The organism is Streptomyces sp. NPDC049597 (genome assembly GCF_040675505.1).
Taxonomy (GTDB): domain Bacteria; phylum Actinomycetota; class Actinomycetes; order Streptomycetales; family Streptomycetaceae; genus Streptomyces.
In genome coordinates this window covers 65,122-87,396 of sequence record NZ_JBFAOY010000019.1, presented here as the reverse complement: position 1 = coordinate 87,396, position 22,275 = coordinate 65,122, and the positions used below count along the sequence as shown (strand labels likewise).

At 71.4% G+C, this 22,275-nt stretch carries 18 protein-coding genes and 1 pseudogene; 8 read left to right on the top strand and 11 right to left on the bottom strand.

Annotated elements, in window-relative coordinates; translation table 11 throughout:
* Nucleotides 1-133: 133 nt before the first annotated feature.
* Nucleotides 134-523 (bottom strand): DUF2267 domain-containing protein, encoded by a 390-nt coding sequence (locus AB0K02_RS21765; protein ID WP_365994138.1) that lies wholly within the window; start codon nt 521-523, stop codon nt 134-136.
* Nucleotides 524-632: 109 nt separating this feature from the next.
* Entirely contained in the window at nt 633-1,070 is a 438-nt protein-coding gene (locus AB0K02_RS21760) for an Hsp20/alpha crystallin family protein (protein ID WP_365994137.1), read from the bottom strand.
* 128 nt (nt 1,071-1,198) lie between these two features.
* On the opposite strand from AB0K02_RS21760, the gene AB0K02_RS21755 reads away from it, so the two are divergent.
* Complete coding sequence (locus tag AB0K02_RS21755) at nt 1,199-1,867, top strand: type III effector protein (protein WP_365994136.1); 669 nt, start codon at nt 1,199-1,201, stop codon at nt 1,865-1,867.
* A 177-nt stretch (nt 1,868-2,044) separates the two neighbouring features.
* Here the strand turns inward: AB0K02_RS21755 and AB0K02_RS21750 are convergent, their stop codons facing one another.
* Nucleotides 2,045-2,713: a dienelactone hydrolase family protein gene (locus AB0K02_RS21750; protein ID WP_365994135.1), complete on the bottom strand. Its 669-nt coding sequence runs from the start codon at nt 2,711-2,713 to the stop codon at nt 2,045-2,047.
* Nucleotides 2,714-2,819: 106 nt separating this feature from the next.
* Entirely contained in the window at nt 2,820-3,095 is a 276-nt protein-coding gene (locus tag AB0K02_RS21745; protein WP_365994134.1) for a helix-turn-helix transcriptional regulator, read from the bottom strand.
* A gap of 64 nt (nt 3,096-3,159) precedes the next feature.
* Here AB0K02_RS21745 and map point away from each other — a divergent pair, with 64 nt between their 5' ends.
* From map to AB0K02_RS21730, 3 genes are all read left to right on the top strand, one after another.
* Nucleotides 3,160-3,927: a type I methionyl aminopeptidase gene (map, locus tag AB0K02_RS21740; protein WP_365994133.1), complete on the top strand. Its 768-nt coding sequence runs from the start codon at nt 3,160-3,162 to the stop codon at nt 3,925-3,927.
* 151 nt (nt 3,928-4,078) lie between these two features.
* Nucleotides 4,079-5,266: a Gfo/Idh/MocA family oxidoreductase gene (locus AB0K02_RS21735; RefSeq protein WP_365994132.1), complete on the top strand. Its 1,188-nt coding sequence runs from the start codon at nt 4,079-4,081 to the stop codon at nt 5,264-5,266.
* A 364-nt stretch (nt 5,267-5,630) separates the two neighbouring features.
* Nucleotides 5,631-7,376 carry a S8 family serine peptidase gene (locus AB0K02_RS21730; RefSeq protein WP_365994131.1) on the top strand — a complete coding sequence of 582 codons (1,746 nt, stop codon included), beginning with the start codon at nt 5,631-5,633 and terminating at the stop codon, nt 7,374-7,376.
* Nucleotides 7,377-7,434: 58 nt separating this feature from the next.
* Here the strand turns inward: AB0K02_RS21730 and AB0K02_RS21725 are convergent, their stop codons facing one another.
* Both AB0K02_RS21725 and AB0K02_RS21720 read right to left on the bottom strand, forming a co-directional pair.
* Complete coding sequence (locus tag AB0K02_RS21725; protein WP_365994130.1) at nt 7,435-8,310, bottom strand: S1 family peptidase; 876 nt, start codon at nt 8,308-8,310, stop codon at nt 7,435-7,437.
* Nucleotides 8,311-8,638: 328 nt separating this feature from the next.
* Nucleotides 8,639-8,842, bottom strand: a complete 204-nt coding sequence (locus AB0K02_RS21720) for a cold-shock protein (RefSeq protein WP_307711819.1) — start codon at nt 8,840-8,842, stop codon at nt 8,639-8,641.
* 663 nt (nt 8,843-9,505) lie between these two features.
* Here AB0K02_RS21720 and AB0K02_RS21715 point away from each other — a divergent pair.
* The 4 genes from AB0K02_RS21715 to AB0K02_RS21700 are packed head-to-tail and all read left to right on the top strand — an operon-like array spanning nt 9,506 to nt 15,253.
* Nucleotides 9,506-10,654, top strand: coding sequence for an aromatic ring-hydroxylating dioxygenase subunit alpha (locus tag AB0K02_RS21715; RefSeq protein ID WP_365994128.1), 1,149 nt, complete (start codon nt 9,506-9,508; stop codon nt 10,652-10,654).
* On the top strand, nt 10,647-12,119 hold the full coding sequence (locus AB0K02_RS21710; RefSeq protein ID WP_365994127.1) for an aldehyde dehydrogenase family protein: 1,473 nt from the start codon (nt 10,647-10,649) through the stop codon (nt 12,117-12,119). Before AB0K02_RS21715 ends, AB0K02_RS21710 begins: the two co-directional genes overlap by 8 nt.
* A 30-nt stretch (nt 12,120-12,149) precedes the next feature.
* Nucleotides 12,150-13,709, top strand: coding sequence for an amino acid permease (locus tag AB0K02_RS21705; RefSeq protein ID WP_365994126.1), 1,560 nt, complete (start codon nt 12,150-12,152; stop codon nt 13,707-13,709).
* On the top strand, nt 13,706-15,253 hold the full coding sequence (locus AB0K02_RS21700) for a GMC oxidoreductase (protein ID WP_365994125.1): 1,548 nt from the start codon (nt 13,706-13,708) through the stop codon (nt 15,251-15,253). Before AB0K02_RS21705 ends, AB0K02_RS21700 begins: the two co-directional genes overlap by 4 nt.
* A 72-nt stretch (nt 15,254-15,325) precedes the next feature.
* On the opposite strand, the gene AB0K02_RS21695 is transcribed toward AB0K02_RS21700, so the two are convergent.
* The 5 genes and pseudogenes from AB0K02_RS21695 to AB0K02_RS21675 form a co-directional block, all read right to left on the bottom strand.
* A complete protein-coding gene (locus AB0K02_RS21695) occupies nt 15,326-16,282 on the bottom strand; it encodes an aldo/keto reductase (RefSeq protein WP_365994124.1) in 957 nt (318 codons plus the stop codon).
* A gap of 59 nt (nt 16,283-16,341) precedes the next feature.
* Nucleotides 16,342-17,982 carry an NAD(P)/FAD-dependent oxidoreductase gene (locus tag AB0K02_RS21690; RefSeq protein ID WP_365994123.1) on the bottom strand — a complete coding sequence of 547 codons (1,641 nt, stop codon included), beginning with the start codon at nt 17,980-17,982 and terminating at the stop codon, nt 16,342-16,344.
* A gap of 26 nt (nt 17,983-18,008) precedes the next feature.
* Nucleotides 18,009-19,532, bottom strand: coding sequence for an APC family permease (locus AB0K02_RS21685; RefSeq protein WP_365994122.1), 1,524 nt, complete (start codon nt 19,530-19,532; stop codon nt 18,009-18,011).
* Between the two features lie 294 nt (nt 19,533-19,826).
* On the bottom strand, nt 19,827-20,339 hold the full coding sequence (locus AB0K02_RS21680) for a GNAT family N-acetyltransferase (RefSeq protein WP_365994121.1): 513 nt from the start codon (nt 20,337-20,339) through the stop codon (nt 19,827-19,829).
* A gap of 337 nt (nt 20,340-20,676) precedes the next feature.
* Nucleotides 20,677-22,251 (bottom strand): annotated as a pseudogene (locus AB0K02_RS21675) (amidohydrolase); the annotation flags it as partial.
* Nucleotides 22,252-22,275 lie beyond the last annotated feature (24 nt).

The window sequence follows — 22,275 nt, the reverse complement described above, 5'->3', positions numbered from 1 at the left end:
CGCGGCGTCCCGTATACGAGGCCGAGGGATGCGGTCCCCGACGCCGTCCGCGGATCAGCCTCCGTCCTCCGGCCGACTGGCCGTCCGGCGTCACCGGTCGCCGCGCCGGCCCCCCGCGGGCGTTGGCGGACGCTCAGGTGGCCTGGGGCCGGCCGAAGAGCAGGTCGTAGCCCGGCGGGAGTTGGAGCAGCACCCGGCGCATGAGCTCGTCACCGGCGGCGTCGGCCACCACGCTGAGGACAGCGCTCGTGTCCCACGTGGCCGTCTCCTCGGTGGCGCCGTCGATCCACGCCGCCGTGGCCCGCACGAACCGGTCGGGGCCCAGCGGTTCGGCGGCACGCAGCGGATTGAGGAGGATCAGGGCGTACGTCTCCGGGAGGCGGGCGGCCAGTTCGTTCCTCTCCTCGCCCACCAGGTGCGCGCCCAGCAGCGCGAGGACCACACGGGCCGCCCGTTCCGCCTCGGACCTGGTGGGGTACTCACCGCGGTCCTGGACCGCTTCCAGGAACGCTTCCCATCGCATGTGCACCACCGCTGTCCCCTTTCCGGCACGGCACGGCGCGGCGCGGAGGCGGGGCCCGCGAGGGGGAGATCACACGCCCCGTCCTCCGCCGCTCTGCCGAGGAGGCGACTCACTCGGCGATCTGCTTGCGCGCGGTGTCCGCGCTGCCGATAGCGATCTTGCGGGGCTTGGCCCGCTCGGCGATCGGGATGCGCAGGGTCAGCACGCCGGCGTCGTAGTCGGCCTTGATGTTCTCGGTGTCCAGGGTGTCGGCGAGCATGACCTGCCGGGAGAAGACGCCCAGTGGGCGCTCCGACAGCTCCATCTGCACGTCGTCCGCCTTGTGGACCGGCCGCCGCTCCGCCTTGACCGTCAGCATGTGCCGCTCGACGTCGATGTCGATCGCCTCGGACGAGACACCGGGCAGGTCGAAGGCGATGACGTACTCGTCGCCCTCCCGGTAGGCGTCCATCGGCATGGCCGACGGCCTGGACCAGGTGCCGGACGTCCCCAGAAGCTGCTGGGTGAGCCGGTCCAGCTCACGGAAGGGGTCAGTGCGCATCAACATCGTGAAACACCTCCAGTCGAACCAGGCAATGTGCCAATGCGCTTCACCTGTCTCCCGTTGTAACATGTCATCCAAAGGATGACAAGTGAGAAGTCATCGAAACGGTGACACATCCGGAGGAGAGCACTGTGTCCGAAGCCGACCGGCCGAGCAGGCCCGCCCCCGCTTCCTTTCTCGCCGCGGCCTCCGCGCTCGGCGTCATCGACCAGGCCGTCCGCGCGGCACACGACTCATCGGACGGCGCCGGCGGCGGCGCCGACGCGACGAGCGCGGAGCAGGCCCTCGCCGCGCTCCTGCTCCTGCGCGAGGTGCGCAGCCGCCTCGCGGGCTGGGAGCCGTCGCTCATCGAGGCGGCCAGGGACGCGGGCGCCAGCTGGGCCGACCTCGCCCAGCCCCTGGGCGTCACGAGCCGCCAGGCGGCGGAGCGGCGCTATCTGCGTCTGCGGCCCGGCGCCGACGGCACCACCGGCGAGCAGCGCGTGAAGGCCACCCGCGACCGCCGCGCCGCGAACCGCTCGGTGACCGCCTGGGCCCGGGACAACGCGGCGGACCTGCGCCAGCTCGCGGGGCAGATCACCGCCCTCACCGACCTTCCCGGCAAGGCACGCACGCCGGTCGCCCTGCTCGCCCGCGCGCTCGCGGACAACGACGCCGCCAACCTGGTGGGCCCCCTGGCCGAGACCCGCCCCCATCTGGGCCAGGGCCACCGCGATCTGGCCGCCCGGATCGACGGCATCACGCGTCAGGCCGACCGGCTCCGCCGGGACAGCGACGAGCAGCGCCGCACCAGCTCCTGACGGACGAGCGGGCCCGCCCGAGACGCACCCCGCAGGGAAGCTCCTCGGACCACGGCCGCCCCATGGGCGCGCACCCTTGTCAGACCTGGCGACGCACGACGGACGTACGCGCGCGACGAGTCGCAGTGGATGGCCTGAGTCCCCCATCAGCACGGGCACCGGGCGTCGCCCCCGGTGTCACTGCCACGCGTCCTCCGATCCGTAGCCGCCCGGTCTGAGGAACCAGTCGCACGAGACCTCGGCGACCTCCTCCAGCGCGCCGGGCTCCTCGAAGAGGTGCGTGGCGCCCGCCACCACATGGAGCCGGTGCGGCGTGCGCAGTTGCCCGGCCGCGTCCCGGTTCATCCGCAGCACCTCCCTGTCGTCACCGCCGACGATCAACAGCACCGGCGCCTGCACCCGGCCCAGCGCGTCGTCCGCAAGGTCGGGGCGGCCGCCACGGGAGACCACCGACTGCACGCGGCCCGGCCGCTCCGCCGCCGCGACGAGGGCCGCCGCCGCACCCGTGCTCGCACCGAAAAGGCCCACGGGCAGGTCGGCGGCGTCGGGGTGCGTCGCCAGCCAGTCGACCGCGGCGACCAGACGGCGGGCCAGCAGGCCGATGTCGAAGCGGTGCTCGGCGGTCACCGCGTCCACCCGCTCCTCCTCCTCGGTGAGCAGGTCCATCAGCAGGGTCCCCAGCCCGGCGTTCCGCAGGGCCGCCGCCACCGCTCTGTTGCGCGGGCTGTGCCGGGAGCTCCCGCTGCCGTGGGCGAAGAGCACGATGCCCCGCGCCTGCGGAGGAATCACCAGGTCACCGGCGATCGCCGAACCGTCGGCAGGAACAGTAACCGCATTGGAGATCACCGTCACCGTCTCCCTCCAGCTGTCCTTTCGGTACGGGTAGCCCTCGGGCCGCACGCTATGCGGCCCGCTTGGACGGAGCGTGCCGGTCCAAACCGGACCCGCCGGTTCACGCGGTAAGGGCCCCATCACCGAGGTCGCCGTCCTGGACGCAGGCAGCAGCCAGCTCGTCCAAGGACACCTCCAGTGCCGCGGCCAGGGCCGCCACGGTGAAGAACGCCGGAGTCGGCGCCCGGCCGGTCTCGATCTTGCGCAGCGTCTCCGCCGACACCCCCGCCGCCGCGGCGACCTCCACCATGCTGCGGTCGCCTCGCGCCTGACGCAGCAGCGCGCCGAACCGCTCTCCGCGCAGCCGTTCCCACGGGGTCAAAGGAGTTCTCACCATGCCCGTGATACTAATACCGGTATAAGAATTGGATTGCGGCGCGTGAGACAGGGAGTGGCAGGACATGGTGGAGATCAAGACCGACGCGGCGCTGGACGCGATGCGGGAAGCCGGGCGCGTCGTCGCCCACGCCCTCGCCGCCGTCCAGGAAGCCGCGGACATCGGGGTGTCCCTGCGGGAACTGGACGAAGCGGCTCGCACCGTTCTGAGCGAGGCCGGGGCACGCTCGCCCTTCCTCGGCTACCAGCCCTCCTTCGCCCCGACCCCCTTCCCTGCGGTGATCTGCACATCGGTCAACGACGCCATCGTTCACGGCACCCCCACCGGCTACCGCCTGCGTGACGGCGAACTGGTCAGCATCGACTGCGGAGCGGAGCTCGACGGCTGGACCGGCGACGCCGCCATCACCTTCACCGTCGGGGCCCCACGGCCTGCCGACGTGGAGCTGATCAACGCCACCCGGCGCGCGCTCGACGCCGGCATCGCCGCAGCCAACCCGGGCAACCGGATCGGCGACATCTCGCATGCCATCGGCACCGTCGCCCGCTCTGCACGGTGCGGCATGCCCGCCGACTTCGGCGGCCACGGCATCGGCCGCCGCATGCACGAGGACCCTCACGTCCCCAACCGTGGACGTCCCCGCCGGGGCTTCCCCCTCCGCCACGGCCTGACCCTGGCCATCGAACCGATGCTCATGGCCGGCGGACGCGACGACTACCGCACCGGCACCGACGGCTGGACCCTGCACACCGTCGACGGCAGCCGGGCCGCTCACATCGAGCACACGGTCGCCATCACCGAAGAAGGCCCCCGCATCCTGACCCTGCCCTGATCCGGACAGCGAACCGTCGCAGCGCCGCCCTTCCCACCCCCACCCGCGTCTGCTAGGCGAATCCGGAGGTCCAGGCTCGGGGTACATCAGCCGATGAGTTCCCCCTCGACCACCCTCAGTTCTCGTGAAGTGGCACCACGGAAGGAAGACCATGACCGACCTCCGCATCGGCGTTCTCGGCTACGGCCTGCGCGGCAGTCTGGCCCGCACCGCCCACCGCCCGGGAGCCGGCTCCCGTGTCACCGTGATCGCGGACCCCGACGCGCGGGCCCGTGCGGAGGCGGCCACGGCCTTCCCCGATGCCGCCACCACCGAGGACCACCGCAAGGTGATCGCCGACCGCGACATCGACGCCGTCCTGGTCCTCACCCCCGACCACACGCACGCAGACGTCGCGTGCGAGGCCCTGCGCGCGGGCAAGCCCGTCTTCGTGGAGAAGCCGCTCGACATCACCGTGGAGCGCTGCGACGAGATCCTGCGCACGGCGTACGCGACCGGCACCCGCCTCCACGTCGGCCACAACATGCGTCACATGCCCGTGGTCCGGCTGATGCGCGACCTGATCGGCCGGGGCGCGATCGGTCGCGTGAAGACCGTCTGGATCCGCCACTTCGTGGGCTACGGCGGTGACTGGTACTTCAAGGACTGGCACGCCCAACGCCGGTTCACCACCGGCCTGTTGCTCCAGAAGGCGGCGCACGACATCGACGTCCTGCACTGGCTCGCCGGAGGCTGGGCGAGGGACGTCCAGGCCCTCGGCGACCTGATGGTCTACGGGAACAACCCCCACCGCCGCGCCCCGGGGGAACCCAAGGCCGACGACTGGTACACGAAGGACGGTCACTGGCCGCCGCACACCCAGCGCGCCCTCAATCCGGTCATCGACGTCGAGGACGTCTCACTGCTCAACATGCGCCTGGACAACGGTGTGCTCGCCGCGTACCAGCAGTGCCACTTCACTCCCGACTACTGGCGCAACTACACCGTCATCGGGGACGCCGGCCGGCTGGAGAACTTCGGTGACGGCCCCGGCGGCTGCGTCAAGGTGTGGAACACGCGCCGCTCCGGCCACCGTCCGGAGGCGGACGAGACCTACGACATCCCCGCCGCCGAGGACAACGCCGGGCACGGCGGCGCGGACCCGCTGCTCGTCGACGAGTTCGTCCGCTTCGTGCGCGAGGGCGGCCGGACCGACACCTCACCGGTCGCCGCCCGGATGGCCGTCGCCGCCGGTTTCCAGGCCACGGCATCGCTCCGGGACGGCGGCACACCGCGCCGGGTCGACCCCGTGGACCCGCAGCTGGCCGCCTACTTCGAGCGGGGCCAGACCCCGGGCTGAGCCACGGGGTCGTTCCGACCCGTCATCGCCTCCGGACACACTGCCGCGCGCGGACGACTCGCCTCCCGGTGCGGTCGCCCAGCGCGCGCCGCACGGCCGGGAGTTCACGTTCGCCAAGGCGCGAAGCCCGCGTACGGAACGGTGCCGAGGCACGTACCGCACACGCGCGCCGGGCCCGGCACAGGTCAACGGCGGGTAGGCACACACGCGTTCGTCGAACGGAAGTCTTCCCTCCACCACAAGAGTCTGAGATCTTGCGTCCACCCCACACAACACTCGGCCCGGGGCAGGCGCCACCAGCGCCTCCGGGCCTTCGGAGGACGCATTGTTTTCCCACATATCCACCCGGCTGAGACTCTCGGCCATGGCCGCCGCTGCCGCCGTCGGAACGGCCGTGGCGCTCGCGGGACCTCTCCAGCCGGCCCACGCCGCACCGGCGGCGCCCGAGGCGGCTCCGGCCCAGACGGCCGCCTGGGCCGCGGGCACCCGCGCCTACCTGGTGATCACCGCGCCCGGTGACACCACGGCCGCGCGCAGCGCGGTGACGGCCAACGGCGGCACGGTCTTCGCGTCCTACGACGCGATCGGCGTGATCGTGGCGCACTCGGCGTCTGCCTCCTTCGCCCCGGCGATGCGCGCCGTGAGCGGCGTCCAGCAGGTCGGCGCGACGCGCACGTCGGACGTGCCGGCCGACGCGTACAACCCCAGACTGCCCGCGAATCCGGCGCAGTCGCCGACGACGCTGACGGAGTCCAACCGCTGGGACATGACGCAGATCAAGGCCGACCAGGCGTGGGCGGTGACCACCGGCTCGGCCTCGGTCAAGGTCGGTGTCCTCGACACCGGCGTGGACGACCAGCACCAGGACATCGCGCCCAACTTCAACGCGGCAGACTCCGTCTCCTGCGCCTACGGCAAGGCGGACACCCGGGCGGGTGCGTGGCGGGACATCGACACCCACGGCACGCATGTCGCGGGAACGATCGCGGCCGCGAAGAACGGCAAGGGCGTCATCGGCGTCGCGCCCGGCGTGAAGATCTCGTCGGTCCGCATCGCGGAACAGCCGAGCGGCCTGTTCTTCGCCGAGAACACGATCTGCGGCTTCGTCTGGGCCGGTGACCACGGCTTCAAGGTCACCAACAACAGCTTCTACACCGACCCGTGGCAGTTCAACTGCCCGGACGACGCCGACCAGGCCGCCATCATCGAGGGTGTGCGGCGCGCACAGGCGTACGCCGAGAGCAAGGGCTCCCTCCAGGTCGCGGCCGCGGGCAACTCGAACTACGACCTGGCGAACAAGACGACCGACAGCGAGAGCCCCAACGACTCGACGCCGGTCACCCGCACGATCACGAACGACTGCATCGACATCCCGACCGAACTGCCGGGTGTCGTCACCGTCGCGGCCATGGGCAAGGGCAACGTCAAGGCGTCGTACTCCAACTTCGGCAACGGCGTCATCGATGTCGCCGCCCCCGGCGGCGACGGAGCCTCCGGGGTCTACTCGACGCTGCCGGGCGGCAAGTACGGCAACAAGAACGGCACGTCGATGGCCTCCCCGCACGTGGCGGGCGTCGCCGCGCTGCTCGCGAGCGTCAACCCCGCCTACACGCCCGCGGACATCCGGGCCCGGCTGGACTCGCAGGCCACCGACACCGCCTGCCCGTCCGACAGCCGGTGCACGGGCACGACGGCCGACAACGGGTTCTTCGGCGAGGGTCAGGTCGACGCGCTGAAGGCCGTCGGCGGCAGCACGCCGCCGACCGGGGCGTTCTTCGAGAACACGGCCGACTTCGCGATCGCCGACAACGCCACGGTCGAGAGTCCGATCACCGTCTCCGGTGTCACCGGCAACGCGCCCGCCACCCTCAAGGTGGGCGTGGACATCCAGCACACCTACCGCGGCGACCTCGTCGTCTCGCTCGTCGCCCCGGACGGCACGGTGTATCTGCTGGAGGACTTCGCGAACAACGACGGCACGGACGACGTGGTCAAGACGTACAGCGTCAACGCCTCGAGCGAGGCCGCGAACGGTACGTGGAAGCTGCGGGTGCGTGACGCGGCCACGCAGGACACGGGCAGGATCAACGCCTGGAACCTGACCTTCTAGGCAGTCGCCGCGCACGGCGGCCGGACCGGGCCCGCAGCCCGGTCCGGCCGCCGGTCGTTCAGTAGACGCTCACCCCGTACTTGTCGAGCGCTTCGGGGACCGGCTGGTAGAAGGTGGTGCCGCCGGTGCGGCAGTTGCCGCTGCCGCCCGAGGTGATGCCGAGTGCCTTGGTGCCGTCGTAGAGCGGGCCGCCGGAGTCGCCCGGTTCGGCGCAGACGTTGGTCTGGATCATGCCCCTGACCGTGCCGCCACCGCTGTAGTGGACCGTGACGTTGAGCGCGGTGACGGTGCCGCTGTGCGTGCCGGTGGTGGATCCGGTGCGCTTGACGGGCTCGCCGACGTACGCGTTGGCCGCGGAGAAGCCGCCGGGGTGGCTGAGCGAGGCGTTGTCGTAGCGGACCAGGGCGTAGTCGTTGCCCGGGAAGCTGGACCCGACCGTCGGGCCGATGAGCGTGGTCTGCGCGGAGTTGGCGTACCAGTTCCTGGACACGTCCCCGCAGTGCCCCGCGGTCAGGAAGTAGTAGGTGTTGCCGCTGACGACGTTGAATCCGAGCGAGCAGCGGTAGCCGCTGCCGTAGATGGCGTCGCCGGCCGAGCCGAGCGGTGTGAAGACCCCGCTGTCGCGCTGGATGCTGAGGGCGCCCGCGTCGGCGCCCGCCGCCTTCTTCAACTTGGCGATCCCGGCTCGGGAAACCGTGCTGTCAGCGGTCACGACGACCCGGCCGGACGCCTCGTCGACATGCCACGCGGTGCCGCCGACGCCTGCCTTCAGCACGGCGTCGCTCACCCGGGACAGCTGGGTGGCGCTGTAGGTCTCCTGGGGCGCCGCGCCCGCGTTGGGCAGGCCGACCGAGGTGACGGCCACGATGCCGGCGGCGACGGCGAGCAGGCGGACGCGTCTCGAAGTACCGGGGTTGGTGCGCTTGTTCCTCACTCGATCTCCTCCTGTGGAGTTCAGGGGCCCGATGGGTGGCGGACCCGTGAGGTGCAGCCAGGAGGGACACCGGCGGGGGTTCAGACCCAGCCTGATGTGCCCCTGTCAATCACCGAGTGCGAGTATGGGCCAGCGCCGGAGGCGCGACAAGGGTGCTCACGCGGGTGAAGGCCGCGGGCCCGAACCCGGTCGAAGTGGAAGCCGGCGCAGCCAGACCCGGGAGAGCTCGTTCCGCGGGTGGACTGCGGTGCCGCCGCGTCCCGCCCGGAACGCGCGCCGGACCGCCACCGAGAAGGCGGCGGTCCGGCGCACGTGCCGTCGAGGCGGATCAGTTGCGGACGATGTTCTCCGCCTGCGGGCCCTTCTGTCCCTGCGTGACGTCGAAGGTCACGACTTCGCCCTCATGGAGTTCCCGGTAGCCGGTTCCCGAGATGTTCGAGTAGTGGGCGAAGACATCGGGGCCTCCGCCGTCCTGTGAGATGAAGCCGAAGCCCTTTTCCGCGTTGAACCACTTCACCGTACCGCTGGCCATACCCGTCCTTCTGTCCATCTGAGGAACAGCCCGCGTCACGAGCGGCTCCTGGCGCCGTGCCTCAGCGCCCGGCACCGTTCTACCCCGTCATCCCCGCGCGTATCCGCAGGCGCGCGTGTGGTGTCTCGCGGACGGGTGCCTGCGGGGGCCGCTTCAGAGGGACGGCGGGGGGCGGGAGCGCCTGCCGGCGCGGGCGCTGACACGGTTCACCGAGCGGCGGGCCCACAACGCGCACGACGGCAAGGTCATCGGCGCGTTCAGCGTGTCGGTCCGTCCTGCCGGCTTCCGTCCTGCGGGCTGAAGCAGGAGTGGCTGCCGGGGATCGCGGCGCGCACGGTCGGGGCGGCGAACGAGCCGCCCCGGCGCGCGGAGCACGGCTTCCGGCACCGGCCCACCATGCCACTGCCGGCGCGACGCGGGCCTGCGCCACCCGGCCCCACTTCGTCGTGTACCGGGCGCCTCAGCGACCCACCGGTTTTGCCAGTCGTTAACTCACGACCCTTGACGGCACCTTCCCCGCTCCCCACGATGTCCTCCATGCGCAACGCATCGTGTATTGCGCAACAACCGAGGAGTCTCGTCCGTGCCACATGAGGTCCGTGCCGGCGTAGCCGTCAAGACGACCCTCACCGGTGTCCGCAGCACCCGCCTGAGGAGCCCGTCGTGACGACTGCCCCCGTCTCCCCCGAGTCCTCCGTCTCCCCGAGCCTGATCGCCACCCTGCCCGGCCACTTCTACACCGACCCGGAGATCTTCCGGCGGGAGCAGGAGCGGCTGTTCGAATCGATGTGGTTCTGCGCCGTACGCAGCGCCGACCTCGACAGGCCCGGCGCCTTCCGCACCGTCCAGGTGGGCCGCGAGAACGTCGTCGTCAGCCGCAACCGCAAGGGCGAGCTGCGCGCCTTCCTCAACATCTGCCGTCACCGCGGCGCCCGCCTCTGCACGGAGGAGTCCGGCCAGGTCAAGCGCTCGCTCCAGTGCCCGTACCACGCCTGGACCTACGACCTCGACGGCAAGCTGATCGCCGCACCGAACCTGGCGAGGATGCCCGACGTCGACCGCGCCGAGTACGGCCTGGTGACCGTGGCGCTGCGGGAATGGCTGGGCTATGCCTGGGTGTGCCTGGCCGACGAGCCGCCGTCCTTCGAGGAGACCGTCATCGGCGCGGCCGTGGAGCGCCTCGGCGACGCCGCGTCCATCGAGCGCTACCGGACCGAGGACCTGGCACTGGGCCGGCGCATCACCTACGACGTGAAGGCCAACTGGAAACTGATCGTCGAGAACTTCATGGAGTGCTATCACTGCGCGACGATCCACCCCGAACTCACCGAGGTGCTCCCGGAGTTCGCCGACGGGTACGCGGCGCAGTACTACGTGGGCCACGGCGCCGAGTTCGGTGACGGGATCAAGGGCTTCACCGTCGACGGCAGCGAGGGCTTCGCCAGGCTGCCCGAGGTGGCGGACGACCAGGACCGCCGCTACTACGCGATCACCGTCAAGCCCACGGTGTTCATCAACCTCGTGCCCGACCACGTGATCCTTCACCGGATGTTCCCGCTCGCCGAGGACCGAACGGTCGTCGAGTGCGACTGGCTGTACGCGCCCGACGTCGTGGAGTCCCGGGCGGACGTGTCGAAGTCCGTGGAGCTGTTCCACCGGGTCAACGCCCAGGACTTCGAGGCGTGCGAGCGCACCCAGCCGGCGATGTCGTCCCGCGCCTACCGGGACGGCGGAGTCCTGGTGCCCACCGAGCACCACATCGGCGTCTTCCACTCCTGGCTGACCGAGCACCTGGGAGGTACCGGTGCCTGATCTCTTCATCGACGGCGTATGGACCGCCGCCCGCGACGGGCGCACCCGGGAGATCCGCTGTCCCGCCGACGGCTCCCTCGTCGGCGAGGTCGACGAGGCGGGCGGCAAGGACACGGTGGACGCGATCGCGGCGGCCCGCCGGGCGTTCGACGAGGGTCCGTGGCCGCACACGCCGGCGGCCGAGCGCGGTGACCTGCTGCTGCGGGTGGCCGATCTGCTGGCCCGCGACAAGGACGCGCTGGCCCGCGCCGAGTCACTCGACACCGGCAAGCGCCTGGTGGAGAGCGCGTACGACATCGACGACATCGTCGCGTGCTTCCGGTACTTCGGGCGGCTCGCCGCCACCGAGACCGGCCGGGTGATCGACACCGGCACGGCCGGGGCCGACAGCCGGATCGTGTACGAACCGGTCGGTGTGTGCGGGCTGATCACACCGTGGAACTACCCGCTGCTCCAGACGGCGTGGAAGGTCGCCCCCGCACTCGCCGCCGGCAACACCTTCGTCCTCAAGCCGAGCGAGCTCACACCGCACACCGCGATCCGTCTGGTGCGGCTCCTCGCGGAGGCGGGGCTGCCGGACGGCGTGGCCAACCTGGTGCCGGGCGCCGGTCCGGAGGCGGGCGCGCCGCTCGCCGACCACCCCGACGTGGACCTGCTGTCCTTCACCGGTGGCGTGCAGACGGGCCGCCGGCTGATGGCGGCCGCGGCCGGCACGGTGAAGAAGGTCGCGCTCGAACTGGGCGGCAAGAACCCCAACATCGTGTTCGCGGACGCCGACTTCGACACGGCCGTGGACATGGCCCTGACCGCGGTGTTCCTGCACTCCGGACAGGTGTGTTCGGCCGGGGCGCGGCTGCTGGTGGAGGACTCGCTGCACGACCGGTTCGTCGACGAGGTGGTGCGCAGGGCGCGGCTGATCCGCCTCGGCGGGCCCTTCGACGAGCAGGCGCAGACCGGTCCGCTGATCTCGGCCGCCCATCGCGACAAGGTCGAGGCGTATGTCGCGGCCGGTCTCGCGGAGGGCGCGGTGCTGCGCTGCGGAGGCGCCCGGCCGGAGGGCCCCGCCTACGACGGCGGTTTCTACTATCTGCCGACCGTTCTCGACGCGTGCCACGCCGGCATGTCGGTCGTGCGGGAGGAGTCCTTCGGACCGGTCCTGACGGTGGAGCGGTTCCCCGACGGGGACGAGGACGAGGCCGTGCGGCTCGCCAACGACACGATCTACGGCCTCGCGGGCGCCGTGTGGACCGGTGACGAGGGCAGGGCACAGCGGATCGCGTCCCGGCTGCGGCTCGGCACCGTATGGATCAACGACTACCACCCCTATCTGCCGCAGGCCGAGTGGGGCGGGTTCAAGCAGTCCGGCACCGGGCGTGAGCTCGGTCCGGCCGGCTTCGCCGAGTACCGCGAGGCGAAGCACATCTGGCGCAACACAGCACCCGAGCCGCAGGGCTGGTTCGCCTGACGCTCCCCTCCACTCGCCCAGGAGTTGCTCATGACCTCTGCCCCACCCGGCCCTGTCCCGGCCGGTGACGACGCGGAACTGGCCGAATTCGGCTACCGCCCCGAACTCAAGCGCACCCTCGGCAACTTCCACACCTTCGCCGCCGGCATCTCGTACATCTCCATCCTCACCGGTACCTTCCAGCTGTTCTACTTCGGCTACGCCAGCGGCGGCGCCGCCTACTGGTGGTCGTGGCCGATGGTCTTCGCCGGCCAGTTCATGGTGGCGCTGTGCTTCGCCGAGCTGGCCGCCCGCTACCCGGTCGCCGGGTGCATCTACAACTGGTCGAAGAAGGTGGGCAATCCGCACATCGGCTGGCTCGCCGGCTGGATGATGCTCCTCGCCTCCGTCGTCTCCATCGCGGCCGTCGCCCTCGCCTACCAGCTGACGCTGCCGCAGATCTCGTCGTTCTTCCAGTTCGTCGGGGACGGCACCGGAACGTACGACGTGGCCACGAACGCGGTCCTGCTGGCCGCCGGGCTGATCCTGTTCACCACGGTCGTCAACGCCTTCGGTGTGAAGCTGATGGCGAGGATCAACACCGCCGGTGTCTTCATCGAACTGATCGCCACCGTCGTGCTGATCGTGCTGCTCGCCGTGAACGTCGTGCGCGGTCCGCAGGTGGTCACGGACACGGCGGGCACCGGCTCCGGCCAGTCCTTCGGCTACCTCGGCGCGTTCCTGATCGCCTCGCTCGCCTCCGCCTACGTCATGTACGGCTTCGACACGGCCGCCTCTCTCGGCGAGGAGTCGCTGGACCCGTCGCGCAACGCGCCGCGTGCCATCATCCGGGCCATCGTCGCCTCGTTCGTGCTCGGTGGACTCATCCTGCTGCTGGCGCTGATGAGCGTGTCGAGTCTGCGCGGTGAGAAGCTGTCGACGGACGGGCTGCAGTACGTCGTGCTGGACGTGCTCGGGCCGACGGCCGGCAAGGCGATGCTGTGGTGCGTGCTGATCGCGGTGACGGTGTGCGCGCTCGCGGTGCACACGGCGGCGGTCCGGCTCGCGTTCGCCATGGCCCGCGACAACAACCTGCCGGCTTCCTCCCGGCTGGCGAAGGTCAGCCCGCGGTTCAGCACCCCGGTCCTGCCGACCGTGATCATCGGGGTGCTGGCGCTGGCGATCCTCGTGGTCAACATCCGCCAGCCGCAGATCTTCACCGTGGTCACCAGCATCGGCATCATCATGATCTACGTGGCGTACCTGCTGGTCACCGGACCGATGCTGGTGGCGCGGCTGCGCGGCAAGTGGCAGCCGGCCGAGGGCAGGTTCTCGCTGGGCCGGTGGGGCCTGCCCGTCAACATCCTCGCCGTCCTGTGGGGCGGGGCGATGACCGTCAACCTCATCTGGCCGCGGTCCGCCGTCTACAACGCCACCGCCCCCTACCACTGGTACCTGCGCTGGGGCGCGGTCCTGTTCGTCGGCGCCATCGCGGCGGGCGGCTTCGCCTACTACTGGTTCGTCCAGCGGCACCGTACGGGCGTGCTCGCCGAACACGCGGCCGTCGCAACGCCGGAGCCCGCCCCACTGAAGGAGGTCACCACCTCATGACCGAAGTGTTCGACTACGTCGTCGTCGGCGGCGGAACCGCGGGGAACGTCGTCGCCGCGCGGCTCAGCGAGGACCCGTCCGTCACGGTGTGCGTCCTCGAGGCGGGACCGAGCGACGTCGGGGACGACAACGTCCTGAGACTGGAACGCTGGATGGGCCTGCTGGAGTCCGGCTACGACTGGGACTACCCGGTCGAGCCGCAGGCGAGCGGCAACAGCTTCATGCGGCACGCCCGCGCCAAGGTGCTCGGCGGCTGCTCGTCGCACAACTCGTGCATCGCGTTCTGGGCGCCGGCGGAGGACCTGGACGACTGGGCCGCGGCCGGGTGCACGGGCTGGAGCGCGGCGGACCTCTTCCCGCTGTACCGCCGGCTGGAGAGCAACGACGCGCCGGGCGACCACCACGGCCGCACCGGCCCGGTGAAGCTGCGCACGCTCAAGGGCGGCGACCCTTGCGGGGCGGCGGTGCTGGAGGCGTGCGCGCAGGAGGGCATACCGACGACGGCGTTCAACACCGGGACGACGGTGGTGCGGGGCGCCAACTGGTTCCAGATCAACTCCGACGAGAACAACATCCGCCAGTCGTCCTCGGTCGCCTATCTCCACCCGGTGATGGGCAAGCGGCCGAACCTGGAGGTACGCACCGGAGTCCGCGCCAAGAAGCTGGTGTTCGACGGCCGCCGCTGTACCGGCGCCGAGTACCTTGACCCCGACCTGGTCCACACCCGCACGGTCCGCGCCCGGCGTGAGGTGGTCGTCTCCTGCGGCTCGATCGACACCCCGAAGCTGCTGATGCTCTCCGGGATCGGCCCGGCGGCGCATCTGCGGGACGTGGGCGTGGACGTGCTCGTCGACTCGGCGGGGGTCGGCGAGAACCTCCAGGACCACCCCGAGGGCGTGATCATGTGGGAGGCCAAGCAGCCGATGACCACGACCTCCAGCCAGTGGTGGGAGGCGGGTATCTTCTACGACACCGAGCCGGGCCTGGACCGGCCGGACCTGATGTTCCACTACGGCTCGGTTCCCTTCGACATGAACACCGCCCGCCACGGCTATCCGACGTCCGAGAACGCCTTCTGCCTCACGCCCAACGTGACGCGCGCGAAGTCGCGCGGCACGGTGCGGCTGCGGACGCGGGACTACCGCGACAAGCCGATGGTCGACCCGCGGTACTTCACCCACAAACACGACGTGCGGGTGATGACCCACGGCCTGAGGCTCGCACGCCGCATCGCCGCGCAGCCCGCTCTCGCCGGCTGGGCCGGGGCGGAACTCGCGCCGGGGCCCGATGTCCGCACGGACGACGAACTGCTCGACTACATCCACAAGACGCACAACACCGTGTACCACCCGGCCTGCACGGTGAAGATGGGCGCGGACGACGACCCGGCGGCGCCCCTGGACGCCCGGCTGCGCGTGAAGGGCGTGGAGGGGCTGCGGGTGGCGGACGGGTCGGTCATGCCCGACCTCGTCACGGTCAATCCCTGCATCACCACGATGATGATCGGCGAGAAGTGCGCCGATCTGCTGCGCGAGGACCGCTGAGCCGTACGCGACGCGCGGGCGGGGCCGTGCCGGGGCGTCCCGGCGCCGCCCCGCCCGCGCGGCGGTGTCCGGTCAGGGCAGCGGCTCGCCGCGCGCGGTGAGCCAGAGCTCGTACCACTCCTCGTGGCTCAGCTCCGGGTCCTGCCGCACCGCGTCGCGGCAGGCGCGGATCCGCTCGGGGCGCGCGCTTCCGACGACCGGGGCGATCCGAGCGGGGTGACGCCGCAGCCACCACAGCAGGATGGTCTCCGGTGTCGTGCCCTTCGCCTTCGCCATGGCGGCGACCAGCTGCGCGGTCGCCGCCTCGTCGGCCGTCTCCTGCAGGCCCGTGTAGCGCCCCTGCGCGAGGGCGCCCCACGCCTGGAGCCGCAGCCCGTTGTCACGGCAGAACTCGACGGTCCCGAGCGGGAAACCGTTGGCCGCGGCTGCCGGGGTGTTCACCAGGACGCCGGCTTCGAGCCAGTCGCGGCGGTGCAGACTCATCTCCAACTGATTGGCGACCAGCGGGACATCGAGCCTCGCCTGCAGCTGCGCGATCTGGGCCGCCCCCATGTTCGACACACCGAAACGGCGCACCAGACCCTCCCGGTGCAGTGCGGTCAGCGCCTCGGCGAGGTCGTCCGGGTCCGCCAGCGGGTCGGGGCGGTGCAGCAGCAGGACGTCGACGACGTCGGTCCGCAGCCGCGTCAGGCTCTCCTCGACCCGGCGCCGGACGGTCCGGCCCCGCAGGTCGTAGACGCCGGGCCGGTCGCCGTCCGCGAGCCGGATGCCGCACTTGGTCTGCACGACGATGCGCTCGCGCAGCCCGGGTGTCCTCGCGAGCACCTCGCCGAAGACCGCCTCGGCCTTGCCGTGCCGGTAGATGTCGGCGTGGTCGAAGGTGGTGATGCCGCACTCCAGCGCCGCCTCGACCACCGCCTCGGCCTGGGCGATCTCCTGCGCGCCGTAGGGCTCGGTGTCCCAGCTCCCGCCGAGCCCCATGCACCCGTAGAGCACCGTTTCCCGGTGCGTGTCGTCCTGTGTCGTCACGCCCGTCACCCTACGACGGCCCGCCCCGGGTCAGCCTCCGTATTCGAGCCGGGCAGGCCCTACCGCAGGGCCTCGACGACCTCCAGCGCGGCGCGCTCGCCCTCCGTCGCGCCGCCTTCCATGAAGCCCTGGAAGTCGTAACTGCAGTGCTCGCCGCCGATGTGGACGTTGCCCTGCGCCGTCCCCTCGTAGCCCGCGTACCGGTGCAGGTAGCCCACCGGCCAGCAGGAGTAGGCGCCGAGGGAGTACGGGTTGCGGTGCCAGGCGGAGAGCTGGGCGCGCCCCGTGTAGGCCCTGGAGGTGCCGGGGAAGAAGGCGTCGACGCCCTTGAGGTACCGGGTGACGAGGTCCCGTACGTAGGGGTCGGACTCGGTGGAGAACGGACCGGCCGGCGTGAGCGCCTTGGCGAGGCTGCCACCGCCGTACTGGATGAGGATGCCGCCGGTGCCGCCCTGGATCTTCGTGGTGTCCCACGTCTGCTGGACCTCGGTGTCGGTGAAGCAGTCTCCGGCAGAGACGCCCGGCCAGGGCCCGGTGCCGCGCCAGGGGCGGGTGGCGAACTGCATGTTCAGCTTGGTGCAGTAGCCCATCCTCGCGTCCCGCAGCAGGTTCGTCATCAGCGGGTCGAAGCCCGCCCGGCTGAGGTCGAGCTGCTTCAGGACCGGCAGTGGCACACACAGGATCGTGTGGTCGGCGGTGACGGTGCGCGTGGCGCCCGCCTCGGTGAAGGTGAGCGTCTGGGTGCCGTCGGCGTTGGCGCGTACCGCGGTCAGGGACCAGCCCATGCGCAGGGTGCCCGGGGCGAGCGTCCCGGCGATGGCGTGCGGCAGTCGGTCGTTGCCGCCGGTGATGTGGTAGCGCTCGTTGGACAGGCCCCAGATGTTGAACTCGCCGGGATTGGTCTGGTAGCCCATCAGCAGGACGAGGGCGAGCGAGGACTGCTGGGTGGTGTCGGCGCCGTACTCGACGTTGTAGGCGACGTCGATGAACCGGCCCAGCGGCGAGGTGTGCCCGCCGGGCACCCTGGTCTCGATCCACTCGTATATCGACATGTTGTCGAGGGCGGTGCCGGTGGGCGTGGTCCGGTTCCACATGACCTCGCCCGCCTCGGACAGGTCCCGGTGCAGCGACTGGTAGACGGCCTTGAAGTCCTCGTCGGCCTGCCGGCGCGGGTAGTAGGCGCCGTCGAACCAGAGCACTTCCTCCGCGCCGGTGGGCCCGCCGCCGAGGAAGTCCTCCACGGGGAGGTCGAAGCGGCGGCAGAGTTCCAGCATCTTCTTGTGGCCGGTGTCGATCAGCTCTCCGCCGATCTCGGAGGTCTGCCCGTACGCCCAGTGGTCGCGCTGGGTCCACATCCGGCCGCCGACGCGGGCAGGGTTCGCCTCGTACAGCGTCGGGGACAGACCGGCGTCCTGGAGGGTGAGGGAGGCGGTCAGGCCCGAGATCCCGGCGCCGACGACCGCGATCCGGGCCGTGCCCTTCGCCTTGAGGCCGGGCGTGACCGCGCGGGCGGGGGTGGTGACCGCCGTGCCGGCGCCGACGGCGAGGCCGGCCGCGGCGGCGTACTTGAGCAGGCTCCGGCGGCCGAGCGCGTCGCCGCGCATGCCGCGCAGCTCGGCGACGGGAAGGTTCAGCCGTCGGGCGTCGGCGTGCTCGGCGGCCAGCTGCTTCAGGAGGTGCATCGGGGTGGTGCGTGCCATGGGGCGCTCCTGGGAGGAAGAGGGGGTCAGCTCTGGGTGACGGCGGTGGGGTCGGGCATGGGCCGCTCGTCGTCCTCGGTGCGTTCGGTCGCGTCCTCCAGGACGATCCGGCCGATGATCTCGTACCGGTCGGGCCGCCTGGCCTTCAGGTAGAGGCCGAGTCCGAGCCCGCCGAAGAAGACGGCGCCGACGATCCAGGGGATCGCCGCGAAGAAGACCGAGTCGGCGGCGAGCCCCGCCGCGGTCTCCATGTTCAGCACCAGCAGCACGACGACGGCGATCATGCCCACACCGCCGAGCAGCGGTGCGGTGAGGGTCCTGAACCAGTGCCGGTCCTCGCGGTGGTTGCGGCGGAAGTAGCCGACGACGGCGAAGGAGCACAGCGTCTGGACGATCAGGATCGCCATCGTGCCGAGGATGGCGAGCAGCGTGTAGAGGTGGATGTACGGGTCCTGGCCGGTGAGCCAGAAGGCGCCGACGAGCACGACGGCGATGGTGCTCTGGACGTAGGAGGCGATGTACGGGGAGCCGTGCGAGCGGTGCGTACGGCCGAGGGCCGGATGCAGGAAGCCCTCGCGGCCGATCGCGTACAGGTAGCGCGAGGCGCACTGGTGGAAGGCCATGCCGCAGGCGAACGAGCCGGTGAGCAGCAGCCATTGGAAGGCGTCGACGGCCCAGGCGCCGATGAAGGCGGTGGTGGGGTCGAAGAAGAGGTCGAGCGGGCTGGTGGATGAGGAGACCTTGACGGCGCCGCTCAGGCCGTTCCCGGCGATCGTCATCCACGAGACGTAGATGTAGAAGAGCCCGACGCCGATGACGGACACGAGGGTGGCGCGGGGAATGACGCGCTTGGGGTCGCGGGACTCCTCGCCGTACATGGCGGTGGACTCGAAGCCGACCCACGACCAGAAGGCGAAGAAGAGGCCGAGACCGGCCGAGGCGCCGGTGAAGGCGTTCTTCGGGTTGACGGGTTCGAGCGGGATGCCGTCCGGGCCGCCGCCTGCGAGGAGCACCGCGGTGGCGACGGCGAAGAGGACCGCGATCTCGGCGACGAGCATCACGCCGAGCGCCTTCGCGGTGAGGTTGATGTCGAAGTACGCGAGGACGGCGGTCACCGCGAGCATCGCCGCCGCGTAGACGATCCACGGGAGGTCCACGCCGAGTTGGTCGGCGACGGTCGTCCGCGCGAAGTAGGCGAAGACGCCGACGATCGAGGCCTCGAAGACGATGTACGCGAGGACGGCGAGCATGCCCGACGCCATGCCCGCGATCCGGCCCAGGCCGTGGGAGATGTAGCCGTAGAAGGCGCCGGCCGCGGTGATCCGCTTCGCCATGGCGACATAGCCCACGGAGAAGACGGTCAGGACGAGTGTCGCGAAGAGATAACCGGCGGGCGCGCCGGTGCCGTTGCCGAATCCGACGGCGATGGGGAGGTTGCCGGTCATCGCCGTGATGGGTGCGGCCGTGGCGACCGCCATGAAGACGACGCCGACGAGACCGACCGAGTTCGCCTTGAGCCGTTGCACCTCAGGGGTGCGGTTGTCTGCCATGGCGTGAGAGCTTCCTCCCGAGTGACCCACGCCACAATCGACAGGTGGTCGAACAATTGCCCGGCGCGGCAGACGAGTTGTCGGCCCCGTCGTCTGGCCGGAGGCCTTTGCGTCGTGGGCGCGCACGGTACGCCTGCGACGGCGCCGATCCGCCGATCACCCGTGCCCGAGGAGCGGGACGCCGTTCGGGATCTGCTGGAGGTGCAGGACCTGCCGGTGGACGCTCCCGCAGGCGGTGACGCGCCGCGGCACCGGGGCCGGCGGCGGATGCGTCCGCCGCCGGCCCGGGGCGGTTCACCGCAGGGTGGGGTCCGATGCCGTCATGCGGAACCGGGCCGTGTCCGCGTCGCTGCTCCAGCGCCGCAGCCCGGCCTTCTCCAGCACACGGACCGAGGCCGGGTTCGAGAGCTCCACCCGGGCGTGCACGGTGTGGACGCCCGGTGCCGTCAGGGCGAACTCCGCGAGGGCGCGGGTCGCTTCGGAGGCGTAACCCCGGCCCCGCCGGGACGGCACGATGCCGTACCCGATCTCGACGGCCCCGTCCGTGGGCGGCCAGAACAGGCCGATGGAGCCGACCACCAGCCCGGTGTTCCGCTCGACGACCAACCGGTGCCCGTACGCGCGCAGGGCGTCGGGGTCGCCGGTGATGACACCCGCGATCACGCGGTCGCCGTCGGCGGGGAAGTCCTCCGCCCAGTGGGCGAGGCGACTGTCACCGAGGACGGCGGTGAGTTCACCCGCGGACCAGGTCCGCAGGACGAGGCGGTCGGTGGTCAGATCCGTACCGGCCGATGAGGAAGAAGACACGCGACTCTCCTGGTCGTGTTGACGACCGGGCCGCTCACACTGCGCGGGCGGCCCGGACAAGGGCATGCCGATGACGGGCCTCGCAGGCCATATTCATCAACCTCCCTCGCCACAGCGGCAGTCGTGGCTCTCGCACGCCCGGGGATCGTATCAGCGGAGTGGGCGGCGGACCGTTCCACGGCGATCGTGTCACCCTAAGTCCCCCCGCCGGGCGGCGAGTTGTGCGTCGAGTCCCGGTACCTGCCCAAGGTGCTCCCGGACTTCACATGGGCCGGCGAGATCGGCACCTGAGGGCCGTGCGGGCCCGGCGTGTTCGCCGGGCCCCGTCGCGCTGTTGCGCCCGGTGGGTGATGCGGCCCCCCGACATCGTCAGCAGGACCGGCGCCTCGGCGACCTCGTCCGCGGGTGCGTCCGCGGGATCGAGGCCGAAGGCGGTGAGATCCGCCCGGCGGCCCGGGGTGATCCGGCCGGACACGTCCTGTTCACCGCCGGCCACTGCCGCGTGAGTGGTGCAGCCCTCCAGGGCCATCAGACCGGTGAGTCCGGCGCGGGAGGACGCCGCGCCCTTCGGGGCGCGGGAGGACGCCAGCACCTCGCGGGCGTCGTAGTGGGCGATGGGCCAGTCCGAGCCGAGCGCGAGCCAGGCACCGGCGTCCCGCAGGTCCCGGCAGCGCCAGGCCCGGCCGGACCGTTCGTCGCCGAGTCGCCGGGACCACTCGTCGGTGCGGTCGGCACGGGTGTACGCGGTGTGCGGGGGCTGCATGGAGGCGATGACGCCCATCTGTGCGAAACGGGGGATCTGCTCCTCGGGAACGGTCTCGATGTGCTCGATGCGAAGCCTGAGGCGTGCGTCGGCGCCGAGCGCTTCCACGGTGTCCAGCACGTGCCGCACGGCGGCGTCGCCGATGGCGTGGGTGGCGGTGCGCACACCGGCGGCGTGCAGTCAGTGGACGGCCGCTGTGTACGCCTGCGGATCGGGCCAGAAGGCGTCCGTTCCCTGGCCGTGGCAGTCGGCGTGCTCCAGCCCCGCGGTGCCGCCCTCGACCGTGCCGTCCATGAAGAACTTGACCCCGTCGACGCGCCAGTGGCGTCCCGCGCGGGACTGCAGGGCGATCAGCTCGTCCAGGTCCGCGGCGCTCGCCCCGGGCATGCACCAGGGGGCGAGGCGCAGGCGCAGCGGCAGGTCGCCCTCCTCCTCGACGGCGGTGAGAAGTGGGGGGACGTCGCCGTCGCCGAGGTCCATGACATGCCCGCCGGTCAGCCCGGTCGCCGCCATCGCGGAGAGCAGTTCGACGAGCCGGGACCGTCGCTCGGCGACCGACGGCTTGGGCGCCAGTACGCGCACCAGGTCCATGGCGGCGTGCTCGATCAGGTGTCCGGTGGGACGGCCCGTGCTGTCGCACACCACGGTGGCCCGCTGCTCGAAGGACCGGGGGCCCTCGATACCGGCGGCGCGCAGTGCGGCGCCGCTGACGAGGGCGGAGTGGCCGTCGTAGAGACGGATGAAGGCCGGTGCGCCGCCGATGGCGTCCTCGATCAGGTCGCGGTCGACGGGCTTGCCGCCGAAGACATTGTGGTCGAGACCGTACGCGGTGATCCATCCGTCGGTGGGAACCGCCGTGCGCAGGGCGGTGCGCAGCTGGTCGAGGCCGCGTACGGCGGACAGGCCGGTGCCGGTGGCCATCTCCAGTCCCCACACAGGGTGGCTGTGGCTGTCGGTGAGGCCGGGGACGACGGTGGCACCGGGCAGGTCGATGCTCACCGTGCCCGGTCCGCGCCACGGGCGCATGTCGTGCTCGTCCCCGACGGCGGAGATCGCGCCGTCCTTGACGGCCACGGCGGTGGCGTGCGGACGGCCGGGGTCGAGGGTGCGGACGCCTGCTGCGGTGAGAACGATGTCTGCGGTGGGCACGGGCTGTAGTTCCTTACTCGTTCG